This window comes from Pseudomonas sp. MF6396 (assembly GCF_002018915.1).
In the GTDB taxonomy this organism is placed as follows: Bacteria; Pseudomonadota; Gammaproteobacteria; order Pseudomonadales; family Pseudomonadaceae; genus Aquipseudomonas; species Aquipseudomonas palmensis.
The window spans coordinates 39,662-60,552 of sequence record NZ_MVOK01000023.1; the positions used below are offsets into that span (position 1 = coordinate 39,662).

18 protein-coding genes are annotated in these 20,891 nt (G+C 54.9%); 4 read left to right on the forward strand and 14 right to left on the reverse strand.

Going from position 1 to position 20,891, the window contains the following annotated elements; translation table 11 throughout:
* Window positions 1-117 precede the first annotated feature (117 nt).
* From MF6396_RS20930 to MF6396_RS20990, 13 genes are all read right to left on the reverse strand, one after another.
* Window positions 118-4,305, reverse strand: a complete 4,188-nt coding sequence (locus MF6396_RS20930) for a conjugal transfer protein TraG N-terminal domain-containing protein (protein ID WP_064492185.1) — start codon at window positions 4,303-4,305, stop codon at window positions 118-120.
* Window positions 4,306-4,314: 9 nt separating this feature from the next.
* Window positions 4,315-5,754 (reverse strand): conjugal transfer protein TraH, encoded by a 1,440-nt coding sequence (locus MF6396_RS20935; protein WP_223843649.1) that lies wholly within the window; start codon window positions 5,752-5,754, stop codon window positions 4,315-4,317.
* A 1-nt stretch (window position 5,755) separates the two neighbouring features.
* Window positions 5,756-6,766, reverse strand: a complete 1,011-nt coding sequence (gene traF / locus MF6396_RS20940) for a conjugal transfer protein TraF (protein WP_231114288.1) — start codon at window positions 6,764-6,766, stop codon at window positions 5,756-5,758.
* On the reverse strand, window positions 6,766-7,329 hold the full coding sequence (locus MF6396_RS20945) for a S26 family signal peptidase (protein ID WP_061305195.1): 564 nt from the start codon (window positions 7,327-7,329) through the stop codon (window positions 6,766-6,768). Before MF6396_RS20945 ends, traF begins: the two co-directional genes overlap by 1 nt.
* 4 nt (window positions 7,330-7,333) lie before the next feature.
* On the reverse strand, window positions 7,334-7,798 hold the full coding sequence (locus MF6396_RS20950) for a hypothetical protein (RefSeq protein WP_061305193.1): 465 nt from the start codon (window positions 7,796-7,798) through the stop codon (window positions 7,334-7,336).
* Between the two features lie 177 nt (window positions 7,799-7,975).
* Window positions 7,976-10,408 (reverse strand): type IV secretion system protein TraC, encoded by a 2,433-nt coding sequence (gene traC, locus MF6396_RS20955; protein ID WP_064492187.1) that lies wholly within the window; start codon window positions 10,406-10,408, stop codon window positions 7,976-7,978.
* 112 nt (window positions 10,409-10,520) lie between these two features.
* Complete coding sequence (traA, locus tag MF6396_RS20960; protein ID WP_064492188.1) at window positions 10,521-10,862, reverse strand: TraA family conjugative transfer protein; 342 nt, start codon at window positions 10,860-10,862, stop codon at window positions 10,521-10,523.
* Between the two features lie 19 nt (window positions 10,863-10,881).
* Complete coding sequence (gene traV / locus MF6396_RS20965; RefSeq protein WP_078481480.1) at window positions 10,882-11,490, reverse strand: type IV conjugative transfer system lipoprotein TraV; 609 nt, start codon at window positions 11,488-11,490, stop codon at window positions 10,882-10,884.
* 14 nt (window positions 11,491-11,504) lie between these two features.
* Window positions 11,505-12,707: a TraB/VirB10 family protein gene (locus MF6396_RS20970; protein WP_064492189.1), complete on the reverse strand. Its 1,203-nt coding sequence runs from the start codon at window positions 12,705-12,707 to the stop codon at window positions 11,505-11,507.
* A gap of 2 nt (window positions 12,708-12,709) precedes the next feature.
* Entirely contained in the window at window positions 12,710-13,555 is an 846-nt protein-coding gene (locus tag MF6396_RS20975) for a TraK domain-containing protein (protein WP_061305183.1), read from the reverse strand.
* Window positions 13,552-14,184: a TraE/TraK family type IV conjugative transfer system protein gene (locus MF6396_RS20980; RefSeq protein WP_020190090.1), complete on the reverse strand. Its 633-nt coding sequence runs from the start codon at window positions 14,182-14,184 to the stop codon at window positions 13,552-13,554. The genes MF6396_RS20975 and MF6396_RS20980 overlap by 4 nt, the downstream gene beginning before the upstream one ends.
* Window positions 14,185-14,242: 58 nt before the next feature.
* The gene (gene traL / locus MF6396_RS20985) at window positions 14,243-14,527 is read right to left on the reverse strand and encodes a type IV conjugative transfer system protein TraL (protein ID WP_020190089.1); all 285 of its coding nucleotides are present in this window, start codon (window positions 14,525-14,527) and stop codon (window positions 14,243-14,245) included.
* Window positions 14,524-15,135 carry an OmpA family protein gene (locus MF6396_RS20990; protein WP_061305186.1) on the reverse strand — a complete coding sequence of 204 codons (612 nt, stop codon included), beginning with the start codon at window positions 15,133-15,135 and terminating at the stop codon, window positions 14,524-14,526. The genes traL and MF6396_RS20990 overlap by 4 nt, the downstream gene beginning before the upstream one ends.
* 222 nt (window positions 15,136-15,357) lie before the next feature.
* On the opposite strand from MF6396_RS20990, the gene MF6396_RS20995 reads away from it, so the two are divergent.
* The 4 genes from MF6396_RS20995 (at window position 15,358) to MF6396_RS21010 (ending at window position 20,239) form a co-directional block, all read left to right on the forward strand.
* The gene (locus MF6396_RS20995) at window positions 15,358-16,230 is read left to right on the forward strand and encodes a hypothetical protein (RefSeq protein ID WP_064492190.1); all 873 of its coding nucleotides are present in this window, start codon (window positions 15,358-15,360) and stop codon (window positions 16,228-16,230) included.
* 64 nt (window positions 16,231-16,294) lie between these two features.
* Window positions 16,295-18,055 (forward strand): type IV secretory system conjugative DNA transfer family protein, encoded by a 1,761-nt coding sequence (locus MF6396_RS21000; protein WP_064492191.1) that lies wholly within the window; start codon window positions 16,295-16,297, stop codon window positions 18,053-18,055.
* Entirely contained in the window at window positions 18,048-19,322 is a 1,275-nt protein-coding gene (locus tag MF6396_RS21005) for a hypothetical protein (protein ID WP_064492192.1), read from the forward strand. The genes MF6396_RS21000 and MF6396_RS21005 overlap by 8 nt, the downstream gene beginning before the upstream one ends.
* Before the next feature lie 11 nt (window positions 19,323-19,333).
* A complete protein-coding gene (locus tag MF6396_RS21010) occupies window positions 19,334-20,239 on the forward strand; it encodes a hypothetical protein (RefSeq protein ID WP_064492193.1) in 906 nt (301 codons plus the stop codon).
* A gap of 46 nt (window positions 20,240-20,285) precedes the next feature.
* Here the strand turns inward: MF6396_RS21010 and MF6396_RS21015 are convergent, their stop codons facing one another.
* The gene (locus tag MF6396_RS21015; protein WP_061305182.1) at window positions 20,286-20,825 is read right to left on the reverse strand and encodes a YcbK family protein; all 540 of its coding nucleotides are present in this window, start codon (window positions 20,823-20,825) and stop codon (window positions 20,286-20,288) included.
* Window positions 20,826-20,891 lie beyond the last annotated feature (66 nt).

Here is a 20,891-nt window from a genome sequence, read left to right on the forward strand (position 1 = left end):
TAGCTCGGTGACTAGCCTTCTACAGAGCAGAGAAGTGCTGTCCGGTCCAGTCTGAATGCAGGCAGTGTTGCACGAAAAAGCCCGACGTATAGTCGGGCTTTCTTTATTCCGCTGAAGTTAGCTTTTGCCCCCTCTAGCCGTCGGCGGCTTGGCGTCGTCGTCACCCTTGTCTTCAGGGGTGACAACAGTGTTTTCCAGGGTCATTACTCTCGTAATGGGTGCTGGCTTCCCTCCTCCACTGAACGGAGACTCATAAGCATCAGCAGCACCCATCAAGCCTTCGCCATATGGGCTACCTGGACCATTATCTGAGCCGGACAATTGAGGCTCACCTACTGAAAGACCAGCGCTTGCCTGCGCTTGGGTGCCAGCAGACATCAAACCAGCACCCGATGCCGTCATCATTTCGCCCGCTTGGAGGTCCGCATGAGCATCGGCAAGGGTTGGTTGCGAACCAACATGGAGTTGATTGGTGTGAGCTGAGGTAGCCGCGTTTTCGACGGGCTCCATCAGGTTTTGATCGGCACCTGCTGTCATAAGCCCCGCACCTGGGGTAGCTCTTAGCTCTCCGGCGTGCCCCCCGATCGATGCGTGTGCCTCGGCGCCGGTCAGCGCTGCAGCTGCAACAGGCTGGCTGGCCGGAACAGGTGCAGCGTCCTGGCGGATCGGTGGGTGTGCCTCGGCGCCGGTCAGCGCTGCAGCTGTAACAGGCTGGCTGGCCGGAACAGGTGCAGCGTCCTGGCGGATCGGTGCGTGTGCCTCGGCGCCGGTCAGCGCTGCAGCTGCAACGGGCTGGCTGGCCTGAACAGGTGCAGTGTCCTGTCGAATTGGGGCTGTCACAGGGGGAGGCGCCTCAGCATTTGCGTTGATCGGTGTGACTAGAGGCTGACCTTGTGCTGCGGCTTGGGTATTTTCGCCTGGCGCGCCCATCAAGTTGCCCGCGTGTCCGCCCAGAGGGGCAAGGGCATCGGCCGGCGCAGGCATTGGAGTAACAAGAGGCTGACCACTCTGCGCTGGGGCGTTTTCGCTTTGAAGCATTGATCGAACGCTCGAACCAGGCTCAAGGTGTTCTGGCCTGCCGTTGGCTGCCACATCAGCGTTGTAGTTATCAGCCATATGATCTGCGGCGATCATCATCCCAGGGACGACCGATACGTTGCCAGCAAGCTTGGTGGCGGCTGCGGCCTCGCGACCGGCTGTCTTCGCCGCCGCCGTAGCGGTTTTCGCAGTTTCAGCCGCTTCTGCAACGTGTTCAGCGTCCACGACTCGCGAGGCCTGACCTTGGCCACGGAGCAGTGCCGGTACCTCGTGCCCAGCTGCATTGACCACGCGTGCAGCCTGAGCAACTTCGGTGCCGGCTTCAGCGGCTTTCAAGGCCGATTCAGCACTGCGTGCTGCCAGAACTGCTCTTGTCGCTTGAGTCCCTTTGATCGCTGCTCCACCCCATCCTGCGCCTGGCACAAACATAGTAGCTGCCGTAACGGCCATCGCAGTTTTTGGGTTTTCTTGCTCCCATTGCTGCTCAGCCTGGCCTACGCCGACCATCGTGTTCGTGATCGGCTTGGTTGATAGGGTGTCGCGGATCTGCTCAGGGGAAAGGGTGGTGTCCGCATTTTCGAGTGCTGTTTTACCCGCCCGCATCTGCTCTTGCGCTTTGGCATGGCTGCTTGGCATTTGCGACGATATATATGTCTCGCGGTCCTCGTAGGAACGGTATGGATCCATTCCCGATGCGACTTCCCTGAGCTCTTGTGGCTGTGGAGCACCGGTAGGGCCGACCTGATTCGGATTGACCCCAGGAACATTGGTCGACGGGTTGCCGATGTTAGCGCGAGAAACCTGACCAGCGGGGTTGTCACTGACCTGGGCTGCTCGACCCCCTACCCCCTGGAATTTGGCCGCATCACCTCCGCTCGGCCCGCCCACAACGTTTCCAGTCATAGCCGAAATGACATTCGCGAACTCTGTGTCCGCCCCAATGGACTTGAGGGCCCACAGCTGGGCGGACTCACGAGCGCCAACCATGCCAGTGGATTGTTGGGCATAACGGGTTTCAAGCTCGGGGAATTTCTTGTTGAACTCGCTGCGTTGCGAATCGCTGAGACCCGCGATAGCTTGGTTGAGGGCCTGCATACCCTGTGGAGATCGCGTGAGGTTCCCACCGGTGGTCTCCTCGCTGATCTTCGCGTTCGCAGAGACCCCGGCTTCTGAAGAGGTAGCTTGTTGGAAGCGATTGAACGAGGACTGGGTGTCAGCGCTTGTTGCACTCAATCGACGACCCAACGCATTTTCAGTTGCGGCTTCTCTCCCGGTGCTATGAGAGAACGTGTCAGCAACCGCGGCCTTCCACCCAGACATGTCGCTTTCGTTTTTGGAGATCTCAGTACCAAATTGAGATGCAACCTTGGAGGCTTGGTCTTTTGACATTTCCTTGCCAGTTGCGTTCGTAATCCCCGCTGACACGCCGCCAAAGATACCCTTGAAACCAACACTGGCGTCAAATGCTTCTCTAAACTGGTTCAGCTCTTTACCGGTGTAACCCAACGACTGGCCTATGCTATCCCCTAGCTTCATTGCCTGCTGGGAGATAGTACTGTGCTGTCGATCAAGCGACTGCATGCGCTGATCTGTCCAGCTATCACCGGACTTGTACGAGGCCATTTGGCGAAGAGAAGCCTCCACTGCTGAGGAGCTCTCGCTACGCTTCGAATGGTCAGAACCGAAGGCACTCTGAGTGGAAGTGCTTAGAGTGTTTTTTAGATCCGCCGTGTTCCAGTTGGCGCCATTGAGTGATAGACCGTTGTTGACACTGCCGGAATGTGCAGACTGGTACTGGTTACGGCTTGCAACATCGACATGGGCCCCATTTTTTACAAGATCAGGAGACTGAAGTTTCTCGTCATTGTGGTCGCGTCCCGACCAGCGGCTGGCAAGGCTCACCATGCCGTAAGCAGTCAGGCCAAGCATTGCTGCAGAAATGAGTGGTGTGGCGGCCAGCATATCCGATGCGATACCAAGCCTTGTTGCCAGAACGTCGTAGTAGACCGCCTTCATGTTGCTCGGTACTAGGCCTGCTTCAGTAAACTCTGTCAGTTTCTCTGCGACATCGTTTTGGATGTACATCTGAACCACAGCGGAAAATGGAAGCCAAGAAGTAGTCCAAATTCCGAACCCCAGAAACTTTACATACATCATCAGCGATCCAGCCCCTTTAAACAGGCTGTAAATGATGACGATGGGCGCGAAACCGAAGAATAGAATCTGAAGGAAGACCATTGTCGGCGTCATAATCTTCGCAAAGAAACTACCAGACGCCGCAGCGTCGGAGCGGAACTGCTCGTCTTGCTGGGTCAACGATGTCATACAAAGATTGAAGCTGTTTTGATCGGAAACGCTATCTAGACAGTTATATGTGCCCACTACAGAGTTGTAGAACAGCGCGTTCACCATGAAATCATCAGCGCTTTGAGCTGCGGACCATAGCGACGGCACCAGGTTGGTAATTGCAGCACTAACATCGTCAGGCGTGTAAGCACTGCCCGAAGGGCTCTTAACCTTCATACCGGCATTGATCATTTGTTTCGCGGCAGCGGAGGATGGGAATGCATCAACCTTGAGTGCTATCTTGGTCTGTGCTTCCTGGCAGGAAAGAGCGGATCCTGCAATATTTACGTTATCCCAATAGGTGGTCAGGCCCGTGCCGCGGGAATGGCCTAATACATAAGAAACAATATTTGTGGATTTTTGGAAATCCGCAATGCTGAATGTCGTTGAGCCAGGAACACAGTCGATAATATATTGTTTCAGGCTGGCCACAAGGTACGGGTCAACATTCTCCACACCCTTGCGAAGGGTAAGAAGTAACTTTAACGGAGTGACAAAGCCATTCTGAGTAACGGCCATGTAACTCCCAGAAGTGCTTTGGTAGGCTGTGTTGATTTTTTCAAACAGCCCGTACATTGTCGTTGTGAACAAGCTGGCTGGTGCGGCGATTACAAGGGGGACGTTATCGACCTTGTTGACCGTCCCTGTGTAGATATCCTCGATTTTGACATCGGCCTTAATGGTGCAACACGCAACCATCATGGCGAAGCCAAACAGACCACCCACAGGTCCATTTGCAGGGATGAACTGTTCCGAAGCGCCTTTCTGGATTACGAACATAATCCCTGAGATCAATGCAATGAAACCACCTACGAGGTACACGCCTGTCATGAAACCCTTGGCGTTGAATATCATCGCCACGCTGTTGAGCGTATTATAAAAAGTCGAAACATCACCAAGTACAAATACAGTGAAGTCCATAATATACCCCTAGAGGCCCGGCTTAACAAAGATTGCTGGGTTGCTGGTTAAAATCATTTTGATCCATTGTTCTGTGGCAACAATTCTTGGTTGGAAATTTGCATCTTCCGCCCTGATTGCTGCGAGTTCTTGTGTGAGCTTACTAATGTTCTGATCAACAAAGTCAGGCTTGATGCCCTTGACTCCATTGAATGTCTGGTTCGCCGCATATAAAGCGGCCTCACCATATTTTAAGGCTAGTTCATTGGCGATGATTGGTGCCATTTGTTCCGCAACACTCTGAATTGCTCCAGGGAATTGCTGAACCTTTCTAATCAGTGCCAGCGCTGGGGTTTTGACAGAGTTGATGAACTGCTTCTGTGCTGCCGTGAAATCGCATGAGTTCCCAGTGCAGTTTGTAAGCTTGCCTACAATAGAAGTGCTGGCTGTACCAGTTGTAGCGCCTTGTGCGTAGCCGAACAGCATTTTGTTAGTGTAGCCCAGGGTGCCATCAAAGCTCAAAGTCTTGTTGGGGTTGATGCTTGTACACTTATTGCGGTCGTAACCGTTGTTGCAATGCAGGATTTTCAGTGGGGTGCTGTTCGAGCTTGAACCGTTTTTGAAGTTCATTAAGGTCAAGGTTGGGCTGTAGATTTGACCCACTTTTGGTTTTTCAGAACCGTCAGAGTTCTTTGAGGAGCTGTCTGGGGCGGTCATAACCACTGCTCCGATCATGCTCATCACTACTTCGTTAGCAAGGTTGCTGTCAGCTTCGCCAGTATCTGGGTTACCCAGGTATTGGCCGGATGAGGTATCTGTCAGTGCTTTCCAAACAGGGTTGCCGCATTCCTCGCAGCTGCCGTCATTCGTACCCTTGTCAGAGCTGCTGTTTGGAGAACTGAATAGATCCGATAACCCAGCGAACAGATCAGAGAAAGAGCCAGTTGCTGCCGAGGCCGCCGTCGAAGCTTGATCAACCATTTCTTTTCGAGCTGATGGATCTGTGAACGATTTGACGATTGAGTTCGCCACTGCGCAGGTGTTCTTCATCATCTGGTTCAGAGCTTGCAGCTTGTTCTGGAAGTCCTGCATCAGCTTGCCAAGAGCCGGGTTGATAGCGTCAATGGCGGCTTTGAATGCAACGCCAACAGCGTTCGCTGCGATTTGGCGGAACAATGCAACCAGGGCGTCTGCGTTGATGAACGAGAATGACCCCGCGAACATATCAATGCCGCCGCAACCAGCCGAAAATCGGGGCGGGTCGAAAGCGACCAGGTTAATATTTCGCACCGGGCTCCGAAGGGCTGCACCTCCGCCAACCATGCCGCCGCGGCTTTGGCTTGTGAAGGCGCCCGCGCTGGTGCTGTTCGACATGAACATGCCGTCAAGCGCATCAGCAAGTCCAGCTGATGCAGGTACTGAAACTATGGTAAGTGTAGCCACCAGTAATAAAGATACCAGCTGCTTCAATTTATTCCGCATTAGTGCTGCCCCCCTCGTAACGGCCTTCCAGTTTATCCTTCAGGTATTTAACCCACTGCTTTGGATCATCACTCGCACCCTTTTGAGTGTCTTCGTTGGTCAAGACGCCTCGATCATAGGTGTTGATTTTTTGGGCAATGTCTTTCGGCAATAGATTGTTGCTGTCAGCTGCAATGATGATCCGCTCTGCGAGCTGGTCCTGGGCCATCATCCCTTGCGACACGATGTAATAGTTGTTCGGCGGAACAACGAGAACTGTAGTTGGCGTGATGCGCAGGTTCAGAATGCTCGCTTGCCCGGAGTTTTTTTCGAATTCAGTTACATTCGGTAGCGGCTTGCCATCCATAGAAATGAATTTCGTGACAAACCCATACTCCTTGGCCAGTTTCTGAACGGTGTTAACTTGCGGCCGGCAGAATTCACACTTCGAATCGAAGAAAACCCACAAGCCGCCCACGGTCGCGACATGTTTTAAGGCCTCAGTCACACCGGCCTGAGCATTCCGCAGGAAGAATGGTTTCGTGTAAGTTGCAATAGGTACTCGGTTGTTCTCGTCCAGGAATGGATCGGCGGCCACAACACGGGTTGTCATCTCTGCATAGCGCTGGGACTTGTCCATGGCCACGCGCTGCGCGTAGAGGTACGCCTCAACGTTTTCCTTGCTAGGGTCGTCGATCGCGGCGTCCAACAGCTTCGGCATGTTTTCGCGCAACCACGAAACAGAAAACGGCTGGACTGTCGGTTCTTTAGAGGCAGGTTTTCCGGTGGGAGCTTTGGGCTCTTGACGGATCAATGGCGGAGGCGGCGGAATCTCTTTTGGATCTTTGTAAAAAAACCACCCTTCAGCTTTGCGCTCGATGAACCTCGGAGATCCGCTTTCGGTATCCGCAGAGACCGCACTGGGCAAGGCGGCGATTGACAGTAGCGCTAATACAGAGATGCTTTTCGATAATCCATAACGCGTACGCATACGAGTATGGCGTTTGAATGGAGCTTTCATCAGATGATGGGCCCTACCTTGCCAATGATCAGCTTCGAATCAAGGAAGCCCCAGTAGCGACCGTCATAGCTCCTTGGCTCAGTACCAATGACCAGAATCTTGCCGGCCGGTACTGTCATGACACGGTCGAAATCGCCGGCCTTCTTGCCCAGCTTTTCGATGAGGTCCAGCTCACCAATCAGTCGATCGCCGATGTAGGCGACGTTGTTCTTCACGACCAGTTTGTCACCCGGGAGGCCTGCGACCATCTTTCCAACGGTCTTCCCTTCGAAGTGCTCGCCCATGAGGCCGCCTTTCGGCACGAACGCGACGAAATCTCCCCGTTTGAGGTCAGCAGGCTGGCCATAAGTGATCATGTACAAGCGCCAAGGCAGGCAACGGACTGACGCAAGATCAACACCGATCCGGTAGTCCTGGCGAAACGTCGTAACAGCCGCAATTGCAACGATGAACGCAGCGGCGATACCTATGAGCGAGTTTCGAAGAAATCGAAGCCGTGCTTTGTCTGTCCGAAGGGTTTTGAGCGGGGACACCAGTCGAGACGCCAGTGCTTTAGAGTTCATACGATCACTCCAGCTCAAGGCCAAGGTGCTGTGCAACCTGGTCGGTAACGTTCAGTCCCGCAGGCGCGTTTAAGGCTACCGATGAGTTGATCACCAGTACCCCTGAATCTGTGTACCCCTTCAGTACATTCTGAAGGTCTGTCACAAATGCGAGGCCGTCGGCTTGCGCTTGCTCGGGGCTCAAACTGGCCTTATCGAGGGTTCGCTTCATTTGCGCATTGGCGAGCTTTGTGCCGTCAACCAACACTACCTGGGCTCCCGAATTGAGGTTCTGACCGGCGAAGTGATAAGACATGTAGCTGGTAAAGCCCGATACAGCGAGAGCCACAATTGCGCACGTCAGAAACGATACCCCTGCAGGTGCTTGCTGGGCTTTGCCACCCGGTGCTGGCTTCGTCCTTACCTGATCGTCATCAGGGCGAATTTGGTCCCCTGGCTGTTGGTCTTGGCTATTCGCTGTATCAGTCATCGCGGCGTTCCCTAATAGCGGTGGAAAGTCGTAGCGCTCAAGGCGCAGTTATCTTTGCAAGCATAACACGTAGCACTACGGCCACAGTATCAGTTTGCGGAAATAAGAAGCCCGGCGTATGGCCGGGCTGAGCAGTGCAGTGGTGTTGGTGTAGGTGCTGACTGATTGCTGGCCTGACTACGCCGCAGAGCTCTGGCGGGCCATGTAATTGTTCACTGCCTCTACTGCATCGACCCCACGGTCAAGATCGTCAAGAATCTCGTTGCGGGCTGCCCCTTTCGAGGAGAACGTCACGTTGTGGAACTCATCCACAACAAGGCGCACGATGCCCCAATCGGTTTCGCTACGCTTGACCATGATCTCGCTGTACTTGCCGGGCATGGTGTGTACCGTCTTCAGCATGAGAGCCCCGTAAGGTTCGATTTTGAACTGCTTGCTGTCGATGGCCGAGTCGATCGATTCGGACTTTTGCTGCAGGATGAACTGCCAGGCCGAGTTTGCCGCGATTGCCTCAGTGTTTTTCGACGCATAGACGTCGCCAATAGCCTGCGTTACGACCAGCACCGCACCATCTTCTTTCCGCGCCTTCCGGTAAGCAGCAACCATGGCCTTGGCCATCATCGGATCGTCGAGCATCTCCCAGGCCTCATCGACGATGAGGATTTTCTTCCTGCCTCGCTCACCAAGCTGAGCCTTGTACATGTCGTGATTGATGCGCGAGATCAACTGCAGCAGAACCACCTGCTGAAGAGCTGGGCGCCCTTTCAGATCGCTCAGCTCCATGCAGATGAACGCGTTGCTCATGTCCAGGTTGTTCTCACCATCGAACCATTTGGTGTACTGACCACCGGCAAACGGGAACAGCTGGCGGCCCAAGCGCCGGCACTCTTCGTCATCCGATTGATTGATGAACCAGTCTGCAACAGCGGTGATATTTGCGGCGTTGCCGAACTTCTCCCAAGTACTGGTAATGGCCTGCTCGACACGGGACAGCTGGTAATCGTTAAGCGTGTCCTCCGGTGCGGCCATTTTGGCGATGGTGGCTTTGAGGATGTCCATTTCCTCGTGCAGGTCTTCAACATGCGTGAACGGGTTCAGGCACACATCCGACTCAGGCTTGAACTCGATGAATTCGCCACCAACCATCTTGCACAGCTTCAGGTAACTCCGGCCGGCGTCGATCACCCACAATTTTGCGCCTGCTGCGAGGTAGTCGGCGGCGATTTTCTGTGTGAAGAACGACTTACCAGCGCCGGCCTCAGCAAAGATGATCCCGCTATAGTTGGTACTCGACTCGTACAGATCAACCAAAGCCGGCTGGCCACGGCGCGTGAGCAGCAGCATTGCCCCACCCATGCCGCTACCAGTCCATTCGCCGAGTATCGGTAGGAACTGACAGGCATGTCGCACTGCCATCGTATGGAAGCGATAGAGGTTCTTGACGCCTTCTTTGGACGTATTGAGTGGCAGCAGGTTGTTCCAGAGAGCTTCAAGGATGCGCCTGTCCTCCCGGAGCTCGAAAGCCAGAGACGTGTAGTAAGCCTGCAGGCCTGCGGACAGCTTGTTCAGGCGCTGCTTGTCACGCGAGAACAGGAAAATCGTAAAGTTCACCTCAACGATGATCGCACCCTTGCCGTCGATCTCATGAACCAGGGTGTCGATGCCCTTTTTCTTGTAGCTGAGGATGGGAATCAGGTGAGCTGTAGGCCCAAAGACCTGGTGGTTGATGATCGAGGACGTTTGCTTGACTTCGTCCTTCTTCACCACCTGGTCCGGGTAGTGGATGGTCAGCACCATGTAGTACGGGTCGGTGATCTGGTTCGAAAGCCCGTTCGGGTCCCCGATCATGTGGTTCATGATTGCGAGGCTGGTTTTCTGAGGGAAATGTTTGACACTCAGCGCTTTCGCATAGTGGGCGCCGTCATTGAAATTGATGGTCGACGGGTCATCGTAGTTGATGGAGTCGCCAGGGTAGTAGACCTGGTCCTTGATCAGTTGATCTTCATCGTAGTGCGACCGAGGAGCATCCCACAGCTTCGTGAGGATTCGCATGAGCACTAGGTAGCCAACTGCATCGAGCTGGAACAGATTTAGCGACGCTGCTTTGAGAGCTTCCGTGACCCGGTCGGCTGATTCTTTCGTCGCCGCGATGTCTGCGTCATCGGGACTATCGTTACGGCAAGGGAACTTCACGGTCACGATGACGCGCTGACGATTTAGCATCACACCACTCCGCTGAACCAGCGGGTTATCAACGCCACCGTTAATCAGATTGGCGTGCTGGCGTGAGAGAGCCTTAAGAATTGGGTTCAGCGCTGGCTTGCTGTTCAAATAGGCATCGATGTATTCGCCGACATCGGGGCTTTCAAGCATGGCGATCTGAATGTAGGTGCCGGCCGCGAAGCTCATGCTCAGGGCGGACTGAAGCTTGTCGACGGTCGAGGAGCTGGCGCCTGTCAGGGCGTCAGATACAAAACATGCCCCGAGGTAATGTTCACTCCCGTCGGAGCAAAAGAATACTTTTGAGTCGGGGTCGATAGCCCTGACATTGAGTTTCTGTTGAGGGGTGGATGTTCTATCCCCTTTGAGCGTCGCTTTCGAAGCTGCCATTTCACTGTTCGCCATATGTGGTGGTTGAGTAGGCTTGGAAGGCCTGGAGGGCAACCCGCAGGCAGAGCCAGTTGAAAAGGCGCACTAGCGACCTAGTGCGCCTTGAGGGGCGTTACAGCGTTGCGGTGAAGATGTTGGTCAGTACGCCTGGGCCCACGCTTGCAGAGAGCGCTACGGCTACGCCGGTCACAACGGCCATGACCGATTGCTTGACCACGCCGATCGCCAGGCCGGTACCCAGGGCACCCAGGGCAAAGACCTTACCGAGGGAGCCGGTCATCCAACCGTCGAGGCTGGTGACGATCTCGGTGAAGGTGGAGTCGGAGCCAGCGGTCACGTCGACGGCGACAGCCAGGCCGACCACAGCCATGCTCACCAGGGCACGTTTGTCGATTTTATTGAATGGAGCAGCGGCTACTGCGTTGGTTTCGATTTGTGCGATTTGTGCGGTCATTGTGTAGCTCCCAGTGTTATCAGTTCAGATTGATGTCAGTTGTGGATGGGATTGCGGACGACGTAACTTGCGGTCCGTAATTGGTTGGTTCTGCTGCAACGTTTTCCGATTTAGGGGCGGCAACGTTGACTGGCGGTACAGCGGTTAACTCAAGGTGAGGAACAACCATGCCTTGGCCTGAGTATTCGGTTTTACCGAACGACCAAGTGCGTGGCTGAATCTCGGTAAAGAGGTAGGACGGAAAGTGCAAATCGTCCTTGCTGTCGATCCACGGAGCGATCCAGATGCGCATGACTTGGGCTGGAACTCGAACTGGTCGAGCAAGATCTGCAACAGCTGGCCCTGGCACACCATTGGATACCTTGAGGTTATGCTCAGAGCCGGCAGTCTTTCCCATGTCGTCACCGTACTTTACGTTCGGTGCCTTCTGACCTATTGGCATATCGCTGTCGGTCAGCGCTGGGCTCTGTTCTGTGGACTTGTAAACAGCCATTGGCGACTTACAAATGATGCCTTGCGGCATGCCTGGGCATGAGAATTCGTCTTCGCCAGCGGTATTCAACCAGGACGAACAACCACTCAGAAGAGCAATAGGCAACAGCGCTGCGACTAATGCAGTACGTTTCATATGATTACCTTTCATCATTTCAGTTCGATCCCTTTCACCAGCATGATCGTAACTTTGCGGCCGGCGTCGATCTCAACTACCGGAGTCATTTCCCGAGCCATCTCAATATAGAATTTGGCAATTTCATTCGCGGAAGTAGAGAACCCTTTAGCAACACCCGTTTGCAGAATTGTCGATGTGTCAGCGCTTTGGGTTTGAGTGGTGCTGCTGTCACCCAGGCTCAACTGCGGGATTGTTTGTGGTGTCATGCCCTGTGCGAGGCCCGAGAGACCGCCGGCAACCAAAGTTTTGGCAATCATTTGGCCCTGCTTGGACACGAGTCGACCACGCATACCGACCCGCCCGTCCTCGCCAACGATGTAACCTTCCATCTTCCCTTCGATGATCTTTCCGTCTTTGCGTACGCAAGAGAAAGATTCCGTCCGGAGCATGGCGCGTTCGCTGGAGAGAACACCGTAGCCAGATGCGAGCGCAAAGCATTCTTTGACATCGACGCTGTACTTGTTTGGCAGTACGGCGTCAGACTTGATTCGCATGGTCGTCGGCACAGGGTTTTTCTGTGTTGTAGAGCTGGTTGGCGCGTCCATACCGTTCAACAGCACACCCTCGAAGAACGAACCGGCTGGCATCGCCGGGGTCGGCTTCTCTGCCTGCTTCGGGGCCTCATTCCGGGCCGTTTGGGTACCGCCAGTGACCCGCAGGGTTGCTGCCTTCGGTTTCGGCTCTTGCAGGGCTTCACCAGTGCCAGCTGCGCTTTCATAGCCAGGCAACGCAGCATTCAGAGCTGGTGCGGTACCGCCCTTACTAAGCTCCAGTTTCTCCATCCGATCACCCAAGCGCTTCAGCTCGCGAAGCGTGTCCTGGGTGACAGGGTCTGGCCGTTGCCCCCGCAGCCGTTCTTCTTCGAGTGCGCGCAGCCGATCATCTTTGCGATCTTGCTCCAACTGCTTGAGCGATTGGCCGATCTCTTTAAAGCGTTTGTCCTGTAAAGCCAATTTAGCCATGATCTGCTCAGGAGTATTATTATCTCCACGAGGCAAAAGCAGCTTGGTGTCGGAAGTCCCATCCGTTTTCGTATTGTTCTTAGGCTTGTCATTGCCAACAATTACAGAACCGACAATCATCAAGAAGCCCAAAAGGCCAATAATTGCAACTGTAGATCGAACGCCTGGGCTAAGATCTTGCCACTTATCTTTCAGCTGGTTTTTGATAGCCATTCTTAATTCCCCGTTGCCGACTTATCAGAGACGATGAACACATCAGTGGTCATGCCGGCACGTAGGGTGGCTGTCGGGAAGAAAGACACAGCGCGGACGCCATCGCTGTAGAACGTTCCTTCATCAAGATCGACGTCGGTTTTGGACGTTCCTTGCAGTCTGTAACGATAAATATCGTACTCTGGGCCAGAGTAACGAACTTTTGGATAGGCAATTACGTTGCCAATGTTCGCGGCCGACGCCGGCAACAGACCTTCACTGAAGCCTTCAGGGGTTTTGCCGAGAGCTGCTTCTCGCAACACGTAACGAATTGTATCGGTGTAGTTGTTGCTGTCGGGCGCATGATTTTCGGACGCATGACCACCAGTTTCTGCCATTGGCTTGTCCAACTGCAGCGTAATGGTCTGCTGTGGAAGCTCCTTCGGAATCAGGGTCAACGATATAACCGGGTCATTGGGATTAGATCCCGTCACGTAGAGTGCGACAGGCTTATCCTTGGTTTTCATCGTCGCATAAAGCGATTGGCCAATCTGGCTGATATCTAAGTCATCAGGTTGTTGGTCAACCGATTTAGGCGATGCGAATGGAGTGGAAATCCGGTTCGGCAAGATGTTCGAAACGTAAATAACTTCGTTCCGGTCCGAGCTCACGCGTACTACCTGGGTGCGCGAATCAGATTCCGCACCAGGCATAACGCCCAAGCCAGGCAGAGGCTGCGCTTCGACAGGTTTGACTCGTTTTGCTGCCGTAGGAACAGGCGGCAATTTTACTTCCGCCATCCCATCAGCCCATGAGATGGATGCATGGATGGTGGCCAGCACGACTAGAGCAATGGCTGAGCGTTTCACTGAAGCGCCTCCTTGGTTGGTTCTGCTGGCTTAGGCGGGTGAGACTGAAGCCACTTGAGTGTTTTGGGGTTGCTGCCTGGGTAGTGGTCCATGCCGGTGATCCAGGGGCGGCCCGCACGCATCTCGATGACGTACTCGACCACCTGGTAGTCCTGTTTAGGCTTGCCGGATGCGCTGCGTGATTCCATCGAACCGAGAATGAACACCTTCTTCGATGCCTTCTCATAGCTGATGTCAGTGGCGTTCCAGGAAACGGAGCCGGCGTTCGTTGCGAACACGGGATCATTGGCCAGCACGAACATCTTCTTGCGAACGTCTGCGTAGATCTTCGGATCAACGAAGGCGCTTACAGAGTCGGCGATGAAGTTCACGTTCTTGGGCGTGACGTTGCCCATCAGGGTCGAGGCATAGAGGCCAAAGGACTTGATGTACTCGTCGTCCGCGTTGTTCCAACCCACTTTCACCGCCTTGTCCAGGTTCGGCGGCACCAAGCGTGTTGTTTCGTGCTGCCCCATCTGATTGAAGGAGAGCAGCAGGACCGCTACCGAAAGGCATGCGATCGACAAGGTCTGGAAGTTTCTGAGACTTTTCAGCCCTTCCATCGTGTTCTGCATTTTTTTGATCTTCATTGCCGCCTCTAAGCGCTATCGAATACATAACGCGTACTGATAAAGTCGTTCGAAAGCTTTAGTAGAAGTAGTCGCGCTTCGAAGAGTCGTCGTAGTGTTTGTTCAGCCCCATGACGCCTGCCTCGTAGCAGAGGTGATGCAGAACGCCGTCCAGTGCACCGCTCTTGAACCGCTTAAACCGCTTCACTGCATACCAGCCGCCGGCGAGGGAAGCGATGGTTGCCCAGCCCCCCAGTGCGATTCCTGCGCCCAGGCAGCCAATGAAAATCGCAGCCTCATCGATTTCCCAGAAAAGCAATTGCGTCTGGCTGTCAACGTAGCGTGGGATATCGATCTCTTTCACAGAGGTTTCCCCGCGGCTTTAACAATGTCGACCTCGACTCGACGATTCATCGAGCTGTCGGAATTCGACACAGGGTCGCGCTTACCCCGACCGTAAACCTTAATGTCTTTTTTCTTGACGCCTTGTCGGATCAAGAAACGCGCAACTTGGATGGCCCGGTTCTCCGACAGGCGCTGGTTGTAAATCGCCTCGCCCACTTCATCCGCATAACCGATTAGGGTAATGGTGCTGCCGACGCGAAGAGCGTCAGCGATGACGTTGGTCAGCGGCCACCAGCCCATAGGCATGGTCTTGTCGAAGTCAAAATAGAGCGTGGTCCGCGTGTGACGGGCCTCCTCGGCGATCTTTGCATCTTCTGCATCGAGCAGAGCCTCTTCTGCCGGCATCAGGGCGCGAGGCCTGGCTGGCTCAGTCACCGTCCAGACCGGAGATTCAGCTTTCTGCTGGGTGTCGCGAATGGATTCAACAAGTGCGTGCCCTGCATGCGCGGGCTCAATAGCAACGCCGTAGCTGTCTGGAACCACTACCTGTCGCACATCAACGGCACCCGCGGTGCTTGCTGAGAGCGCAAGCGACGCAAGCAGAATGGCTCTGTTCAAGATGTTCATAGGATACTCGTGGGTTTGTTGTGCAAAATAACACGTAGCGATAATACAGATAGTTGGCTTTTTGTTGAAACTGTCCTCTTGTGGCGCCTAAAATATAGCGACGTGTTACGTATTGCAAACGCTTTTGGCGATTTCGCGGTCTAGCCCCACCACCTTATCAGCAGCTGTGCTTCATACCCCTGCATTAGGTATTCCCTCTTTGCAGAGTCGTAGGAGTCAAAAATGCAAACCAGAACAGACGCAGCAACCCACCAGAGCTCGGCCAACGGCGAATCGCTTTGGACCAGCCAGGGCCAGGCCGCGGCTTCTATTGGCCTGCAGGTGTGGAACAAGGTTGAGAAGACCAATCCTGATGAGACCAAGTCCTTCAACAAGGGTGGTTTCCAGGGGACCGCGATCGCGCCCATCTATCAGATCAAGCGTGCTACTGAGGTTTTCGGGCCTTTTGGCCTTGGCTGGGGTGTCGAGTTGATCAGTGAAGCGTACGTGGACGGGAAACCGTTCGTGGTGGATGGCCAGGTCGTTGGTAAAGAAGTCATTCACAAGGTGTACGTCGAACTGTGGTACCTGCAACAGGGATTCCGCGGTTCAGTGAAGCAGTTCGGCGCTACCACCTACATCACGCGAGATTCCTACGGAATCATCACTAGTGATGAGGATCACGCCAAGAAAAGTCTCACAGACGCGACCTCAAAATGCCTTTCTTTGCTCGGCTTCAGTGCCGATGTCTTCACTGGCAAATTCGATGACACCAAGTATGTCGAGGGTCTCCGCGAGGAAGCCCAGCATGGTCAGGTAAGCGAATCAACTGGAGGCACCACAAGTGCAAGCGGGACGGCTCAATCAGAAGCCCAACAGCAATCATCAACGCAGCCGCCAGAGAAATCTCGGTACCAGAAGTACAAGGATCAGCTGGATCAGATTGCTCAAACCGGGCAGGCCGTAAAAGACGTGCCAGGCGTTCGGACCACCATTGAGCAGGACACGCTCCTGTCGCAGATGGAAATCCAAACGCTTTTGCAATCGCCGCTGCTGCGCTTACCCGCGGCAGAGAAAGACAATGCGCAGGCCTCCGGGTCTGGCGTGTTCCTCTAACCCCCACAACCCGGGCGCCTCATGGTGCTCGGGTTTTTTTGTGCGTAGCTAAAGGCTCACCTCCATGAGTATGGATCAAATACTTCGCTCGAAAATCGGTGGCTTTAAAGACACCCTGGCACTTAGTTCGATCGGTGCTGGTGGACTTCTGACATCGCCTTTCTTCAGCTCTGTGCCGGCCACCCTGCCCCTCGCCATGGGCGCTGTGGGTGCGGCGTACGTGGGCAACCGTGTCTTTGATTTCTGGAAGAACCAGCTCCTCCTTGAGTCGAAGATCAATATCCGCTCGGCTACCGATCTGGCGCACGGGGATGGCTTGCTGCTTGGCTTCACCACTGACACAGGCCAACCTGTCCGTGTCCCTGATGAAGACTTCATGCGACATGGATTTATCCTGGGTCAGTCCGGTGTCGGTAAGACCGTTCTGGGCAAGCTGATGATGTTCCAGCAGATCCAGCGAGGCGGCGGTCTGACGTTCATCGACGGCAAGATGAATGCGGACGATATTCAAACGATCTACCAGTACTGCGTCTGGGCAGGCCGCGAGCAGGACCTGCTGATTCTGAATCCGGGTAATCCATCGCTCAGCAACTCCTACAACCCCATCCTCCGGGGTGACCCTGATGAGATCGCAGCCCGCATCCTATCCATCATTCCCTCTACCGAGAACAACCCTGGCGCCGACCACTACAAACAGTCGGCTAACCAAGGCATCACCACCCTCGTAGCGGCAATGCAAGCTGCTGGCCTCGCTTACAACTTCATTGACTTCACGATCCTCTTGATGAACCACAAAGCGATCGAGGAACTGGAGACACTGCTCAAGAAGACTCAGCCTCACAACCCGGCCACCAAGAACTTCTCCCTGTTCCTTGAGCAGTACAAGATCGGCGGGAAGCCGGGCATGGAGAACGTGGTCGACATCAAGCGGATGAAGGAAACGTTCGGCGGCCTTGCCGGCCGGATGTACTTGTTCGGCACGGGCAAATTCGGCGATGTGATGAACACCTACGCCCCGGAGATCGACCTGTTCGAAGCAATCCGGGCGAAGAAGATCATCTACGTCGCTCTCCCGACGATGGGTAAAAACGAAGCAGCCTCCAACTTCGGCAAGATGTTCCTGGGCGACCTGCGTACGGCTATCTCGTGGATTCAGGCGCTGCCTGAAGAGGATCGGCCTAACCCCCCGCACTTCAATTTCATGGATGAGCTGGGCAGTTACGCCGTTCAGTCGCTTGCACGTCCCTTTGAACAGGGGCGCAGCGCACAGATGGCACTGTTCCCCGCAGCCCAGACACTGGCCAACCTGGATGTGGTTTCCCCTGACTTCAAAGAAATGGTCATCGGTAACACCTGGACCAAGATCTTTTTCAAGATCGGGACCCAGGCCACGGCCGTTGAGTGTGCAGACCTCATCGGCATGAAAATCGGTATCACAAAGTCATTGAGCGGCACGCAGAACGAAAGCAGTAGCACCCCTCTTCTCAATGTGGCGCCAGAGGGAGGCACCGGTGCTGCCGCCGGCATATCGGTCGGTGAGCGTGAGCAGGAGGAATACAAGGTTTCGCCGGATGACCTCAAAGCGCTCGGCAAGGGTGAATGCATCATCCAGTACGGCGGAGACCAGATCTTCAATGTCCGGGTGCCGATGATCAGCATCGACAGAAAACTGCAGAAAGAAATCGGCCCTATTCGAATCAACCATTTCCGCAGGCCGTCCGTTAAGGGCGCGGACTTCTTCAAGAATAGTGACAAGTACCTCGGTGGCAGCGGGCTGCCCACGGGTGGGCGGAAGAAACAACAGGAGCAGCTGAGAGATGAATAACTTAGAACCCAAGGGCGATCATGGGATGCCCGGGCATACCCTTGTCCTCGATGAGAATACCGTGGGTCAGGGGCAACTGATCAGGGAGGTGATTCAAGGACGAATTGCCTCCGGCGCTGCGGTCTTCGTGGTTGGCGCATCGATCGATGAATCACTTTTGGGAACGATGATCGGCGCCAGCACTGCCGTTGGCCGGGGAGCTGACTTGCTCATCGTTAATCCAGGTAGTCCCGCGTTGAGCCATACCTACAACCCGGTGCTGCACACTGCCCCTACCAAGGTCGCGAGCCATGTCTTGAATTTCCTCGCGGATCAGGATGCGACGGCAGGTCACGATTCAACCTCAACCGCTGCACTTGTTCGAGCGATTGTGTCCTCGCTGCAGCTCGCAGGCCTGCCCTACTCGTATCTTGATCTGGGTATGTTCGTGATGAAGCCTGACGCTATCTCAGCGCTGGTGGACCACATGGCCACTGCATACCCTCGTTCGGTGCAGCTGGGAGCCCTGCAGCAGGCCTGCAAGACCTTTAAGGGTGTTGATGGCGACATCTGTGCGGGAAAGCTGAAAGGACGCTTCTCGGGCCTCGCTGGGAGCATGTGCATGCTCGGCGCCGGTAGAGCGGGTGAAGTGTTTAACAGCTACCAGCCTGACGTCGTGCTGCACGAGGCGCTGGAAACACGGAAGATCGTGTATCTCGCAATTCCATACATCGGCCGAGGCCAGGCTGCGTCCAATCTTCGCCGCATCGTGATCTCGAACTTGGCGGATGCTGTCCTGCGGTCGATCGGTGAGCCTGGTGCACCCACCGCGCTGGCTGTGTTCACCGATCCAGGTGGTTGCAATGACCCGAGCATCGAGCAGCTGCTCTCGCCGGAGACAGAACCGGTGTTGAGCGTATGGGTTGCAGCTGGTTCGCTCGACGATCTTGGGCGTGAGTCACTGGATCTGCGCGAGGCCTGCCTGAGTCGAGCTCGTAACCTGGTTCTGTTCAAACCCCAATCCGAATCGGCGGCACAGGTCTATTCCCAGCTGCTGCCTAAGGACTCTGAGCAAGTCCAGGGCACAGCGGATGTGATGCAAAAACTCTTGTCGATGAGCCCCACCGACTACGCGATTGTTTCCGGTGAGCACCAGGTGACCTGGGCGAGTGTGGTCGCCCCGGGCGAAACGAGAGTCGCCACTGCGGCCGACATCAGACGGCCGGCCAGGCGCCAACATGTCCGCATGGCCGGCGCAGACCAATTCACGCAGACAGTTCCGGTTTAAGGGTGGTGCCAATGAACGAATTCACTGATATGCCCCTGGGCAACGAGGAAGAAAACGATGTCTTCGGATCTGAGCTTCTATCTGACGATTCTGGCGGTCTTTCTGATCCTGGCGATGTTCGTAACTGGCTTGAGAGCTTTGATAGCGCCAATCTTTTCGAAGATCTTGACGCCTTCGATCTTGATGGCGCTTCAGACGACGCTCAAGTGGATTTTCTGGGGACTGACGAAACTGTGGTCGAGTCATATCCTTTTGCTGAAGAACTTGGGCTCGCCGCACTCAATAATCTATCGAACCTTGGAGCGCAAAGACGAAAACTGAAGAAGGATGAGCTGCGCCGGCTCGATGAAGAGGATTTCGAGGACGGCGTTACGCGTCTCGCGTTTCGCATCATCAAGGCCAACGTCGAGGCCTTGTTCGCGAAGAAGCTACCGACCGATGTGTATGTGACTGCGGCGCAATGGGTGTTCGGGCCTACCCTTGGCGACTGGGCATTTGATAAGTGCTGTGAGGTGCTTGGCGCTCGAAAGGACGTCATCCGCCTGCGGATCCACTACGAGTTCTGGCGTCGCTGGTACGTGTTCCCTGTGGAGTTCCCTTTCATGATCGACCCAGTGCCAGAGGCGGTTGCGGATGAGATCTTCATCCTGGCCGGTGATGAAGGGTACGATCTTGCTCGGGTAGCATGGGGGCAGCCTGGCATTCGATCGGCCGACCTGCTGGCACTCGCATCCGGTGGCAATGTCACAGAGGCCTATCGTTCGGCTCTTGAGCGTCTGAGTGATCGTTACATGCTAAGTCAGCAAAATGATTGCTGGTACCTCACCGGCCGTAACCCAGCACTGAGGGCCGTGGACCTGGCCCTGCTCCCCCACAAGCCCCTCGTCAACCAGATCTCCTGGTCCAGCATGTTCTAACCATGCTCAGTGGCAGCTAGGCTCTCAATCGAGCGAGAGCCTGGCGCTACGCCCGCCAGACCCTCAAATTTCCGTCGTCCACGTGAATGAAATTTCGGCCTGGATATACGCCCACGCCGCCGCCCTCAAGGTATAGGGCTAGTCGTCGAAGGTATTCTACTGGGACGCCTGGCACTGTGAGGTCGCAGGCGCCACCTCTTAGGTGCGCAGAGTGCTTTTTGCCGCCCACCTTCTTGTTGGTCGACTCTTCGCGATACCCTGAAAGCACGATGATGGGCTTCGTTATCCCGTGAATTTTGAACCAACCTTGAATTCCAGCGACGATGTCCAGGAGCACAGGGCTCATCTGCACAGCTTTGCCGGTGTGTACATCGCGCATCAGCCGGCACACGGGGTCATAGCCGGACCAATCGAGTCGGCCGTTCTGGTAATAGACCTTGTCGACTTCCTCCCATTGCCCGGGCTTGATCTCACGCTTCAGCCAGAGGCGTCTGGGCTGATCCCAGAAGGTGCTGGCGCTTGAAAGCAGCGGCGCTGATGAAGCCGCCAAGCCGAGGGCAAAGTGCAGGAATGATCGACGATCCAAGGGAGAGCTCCACTAACAGTGAAGCAGACTTTATCACTGCACGTATCGTATGTGTACGTGTTGAGT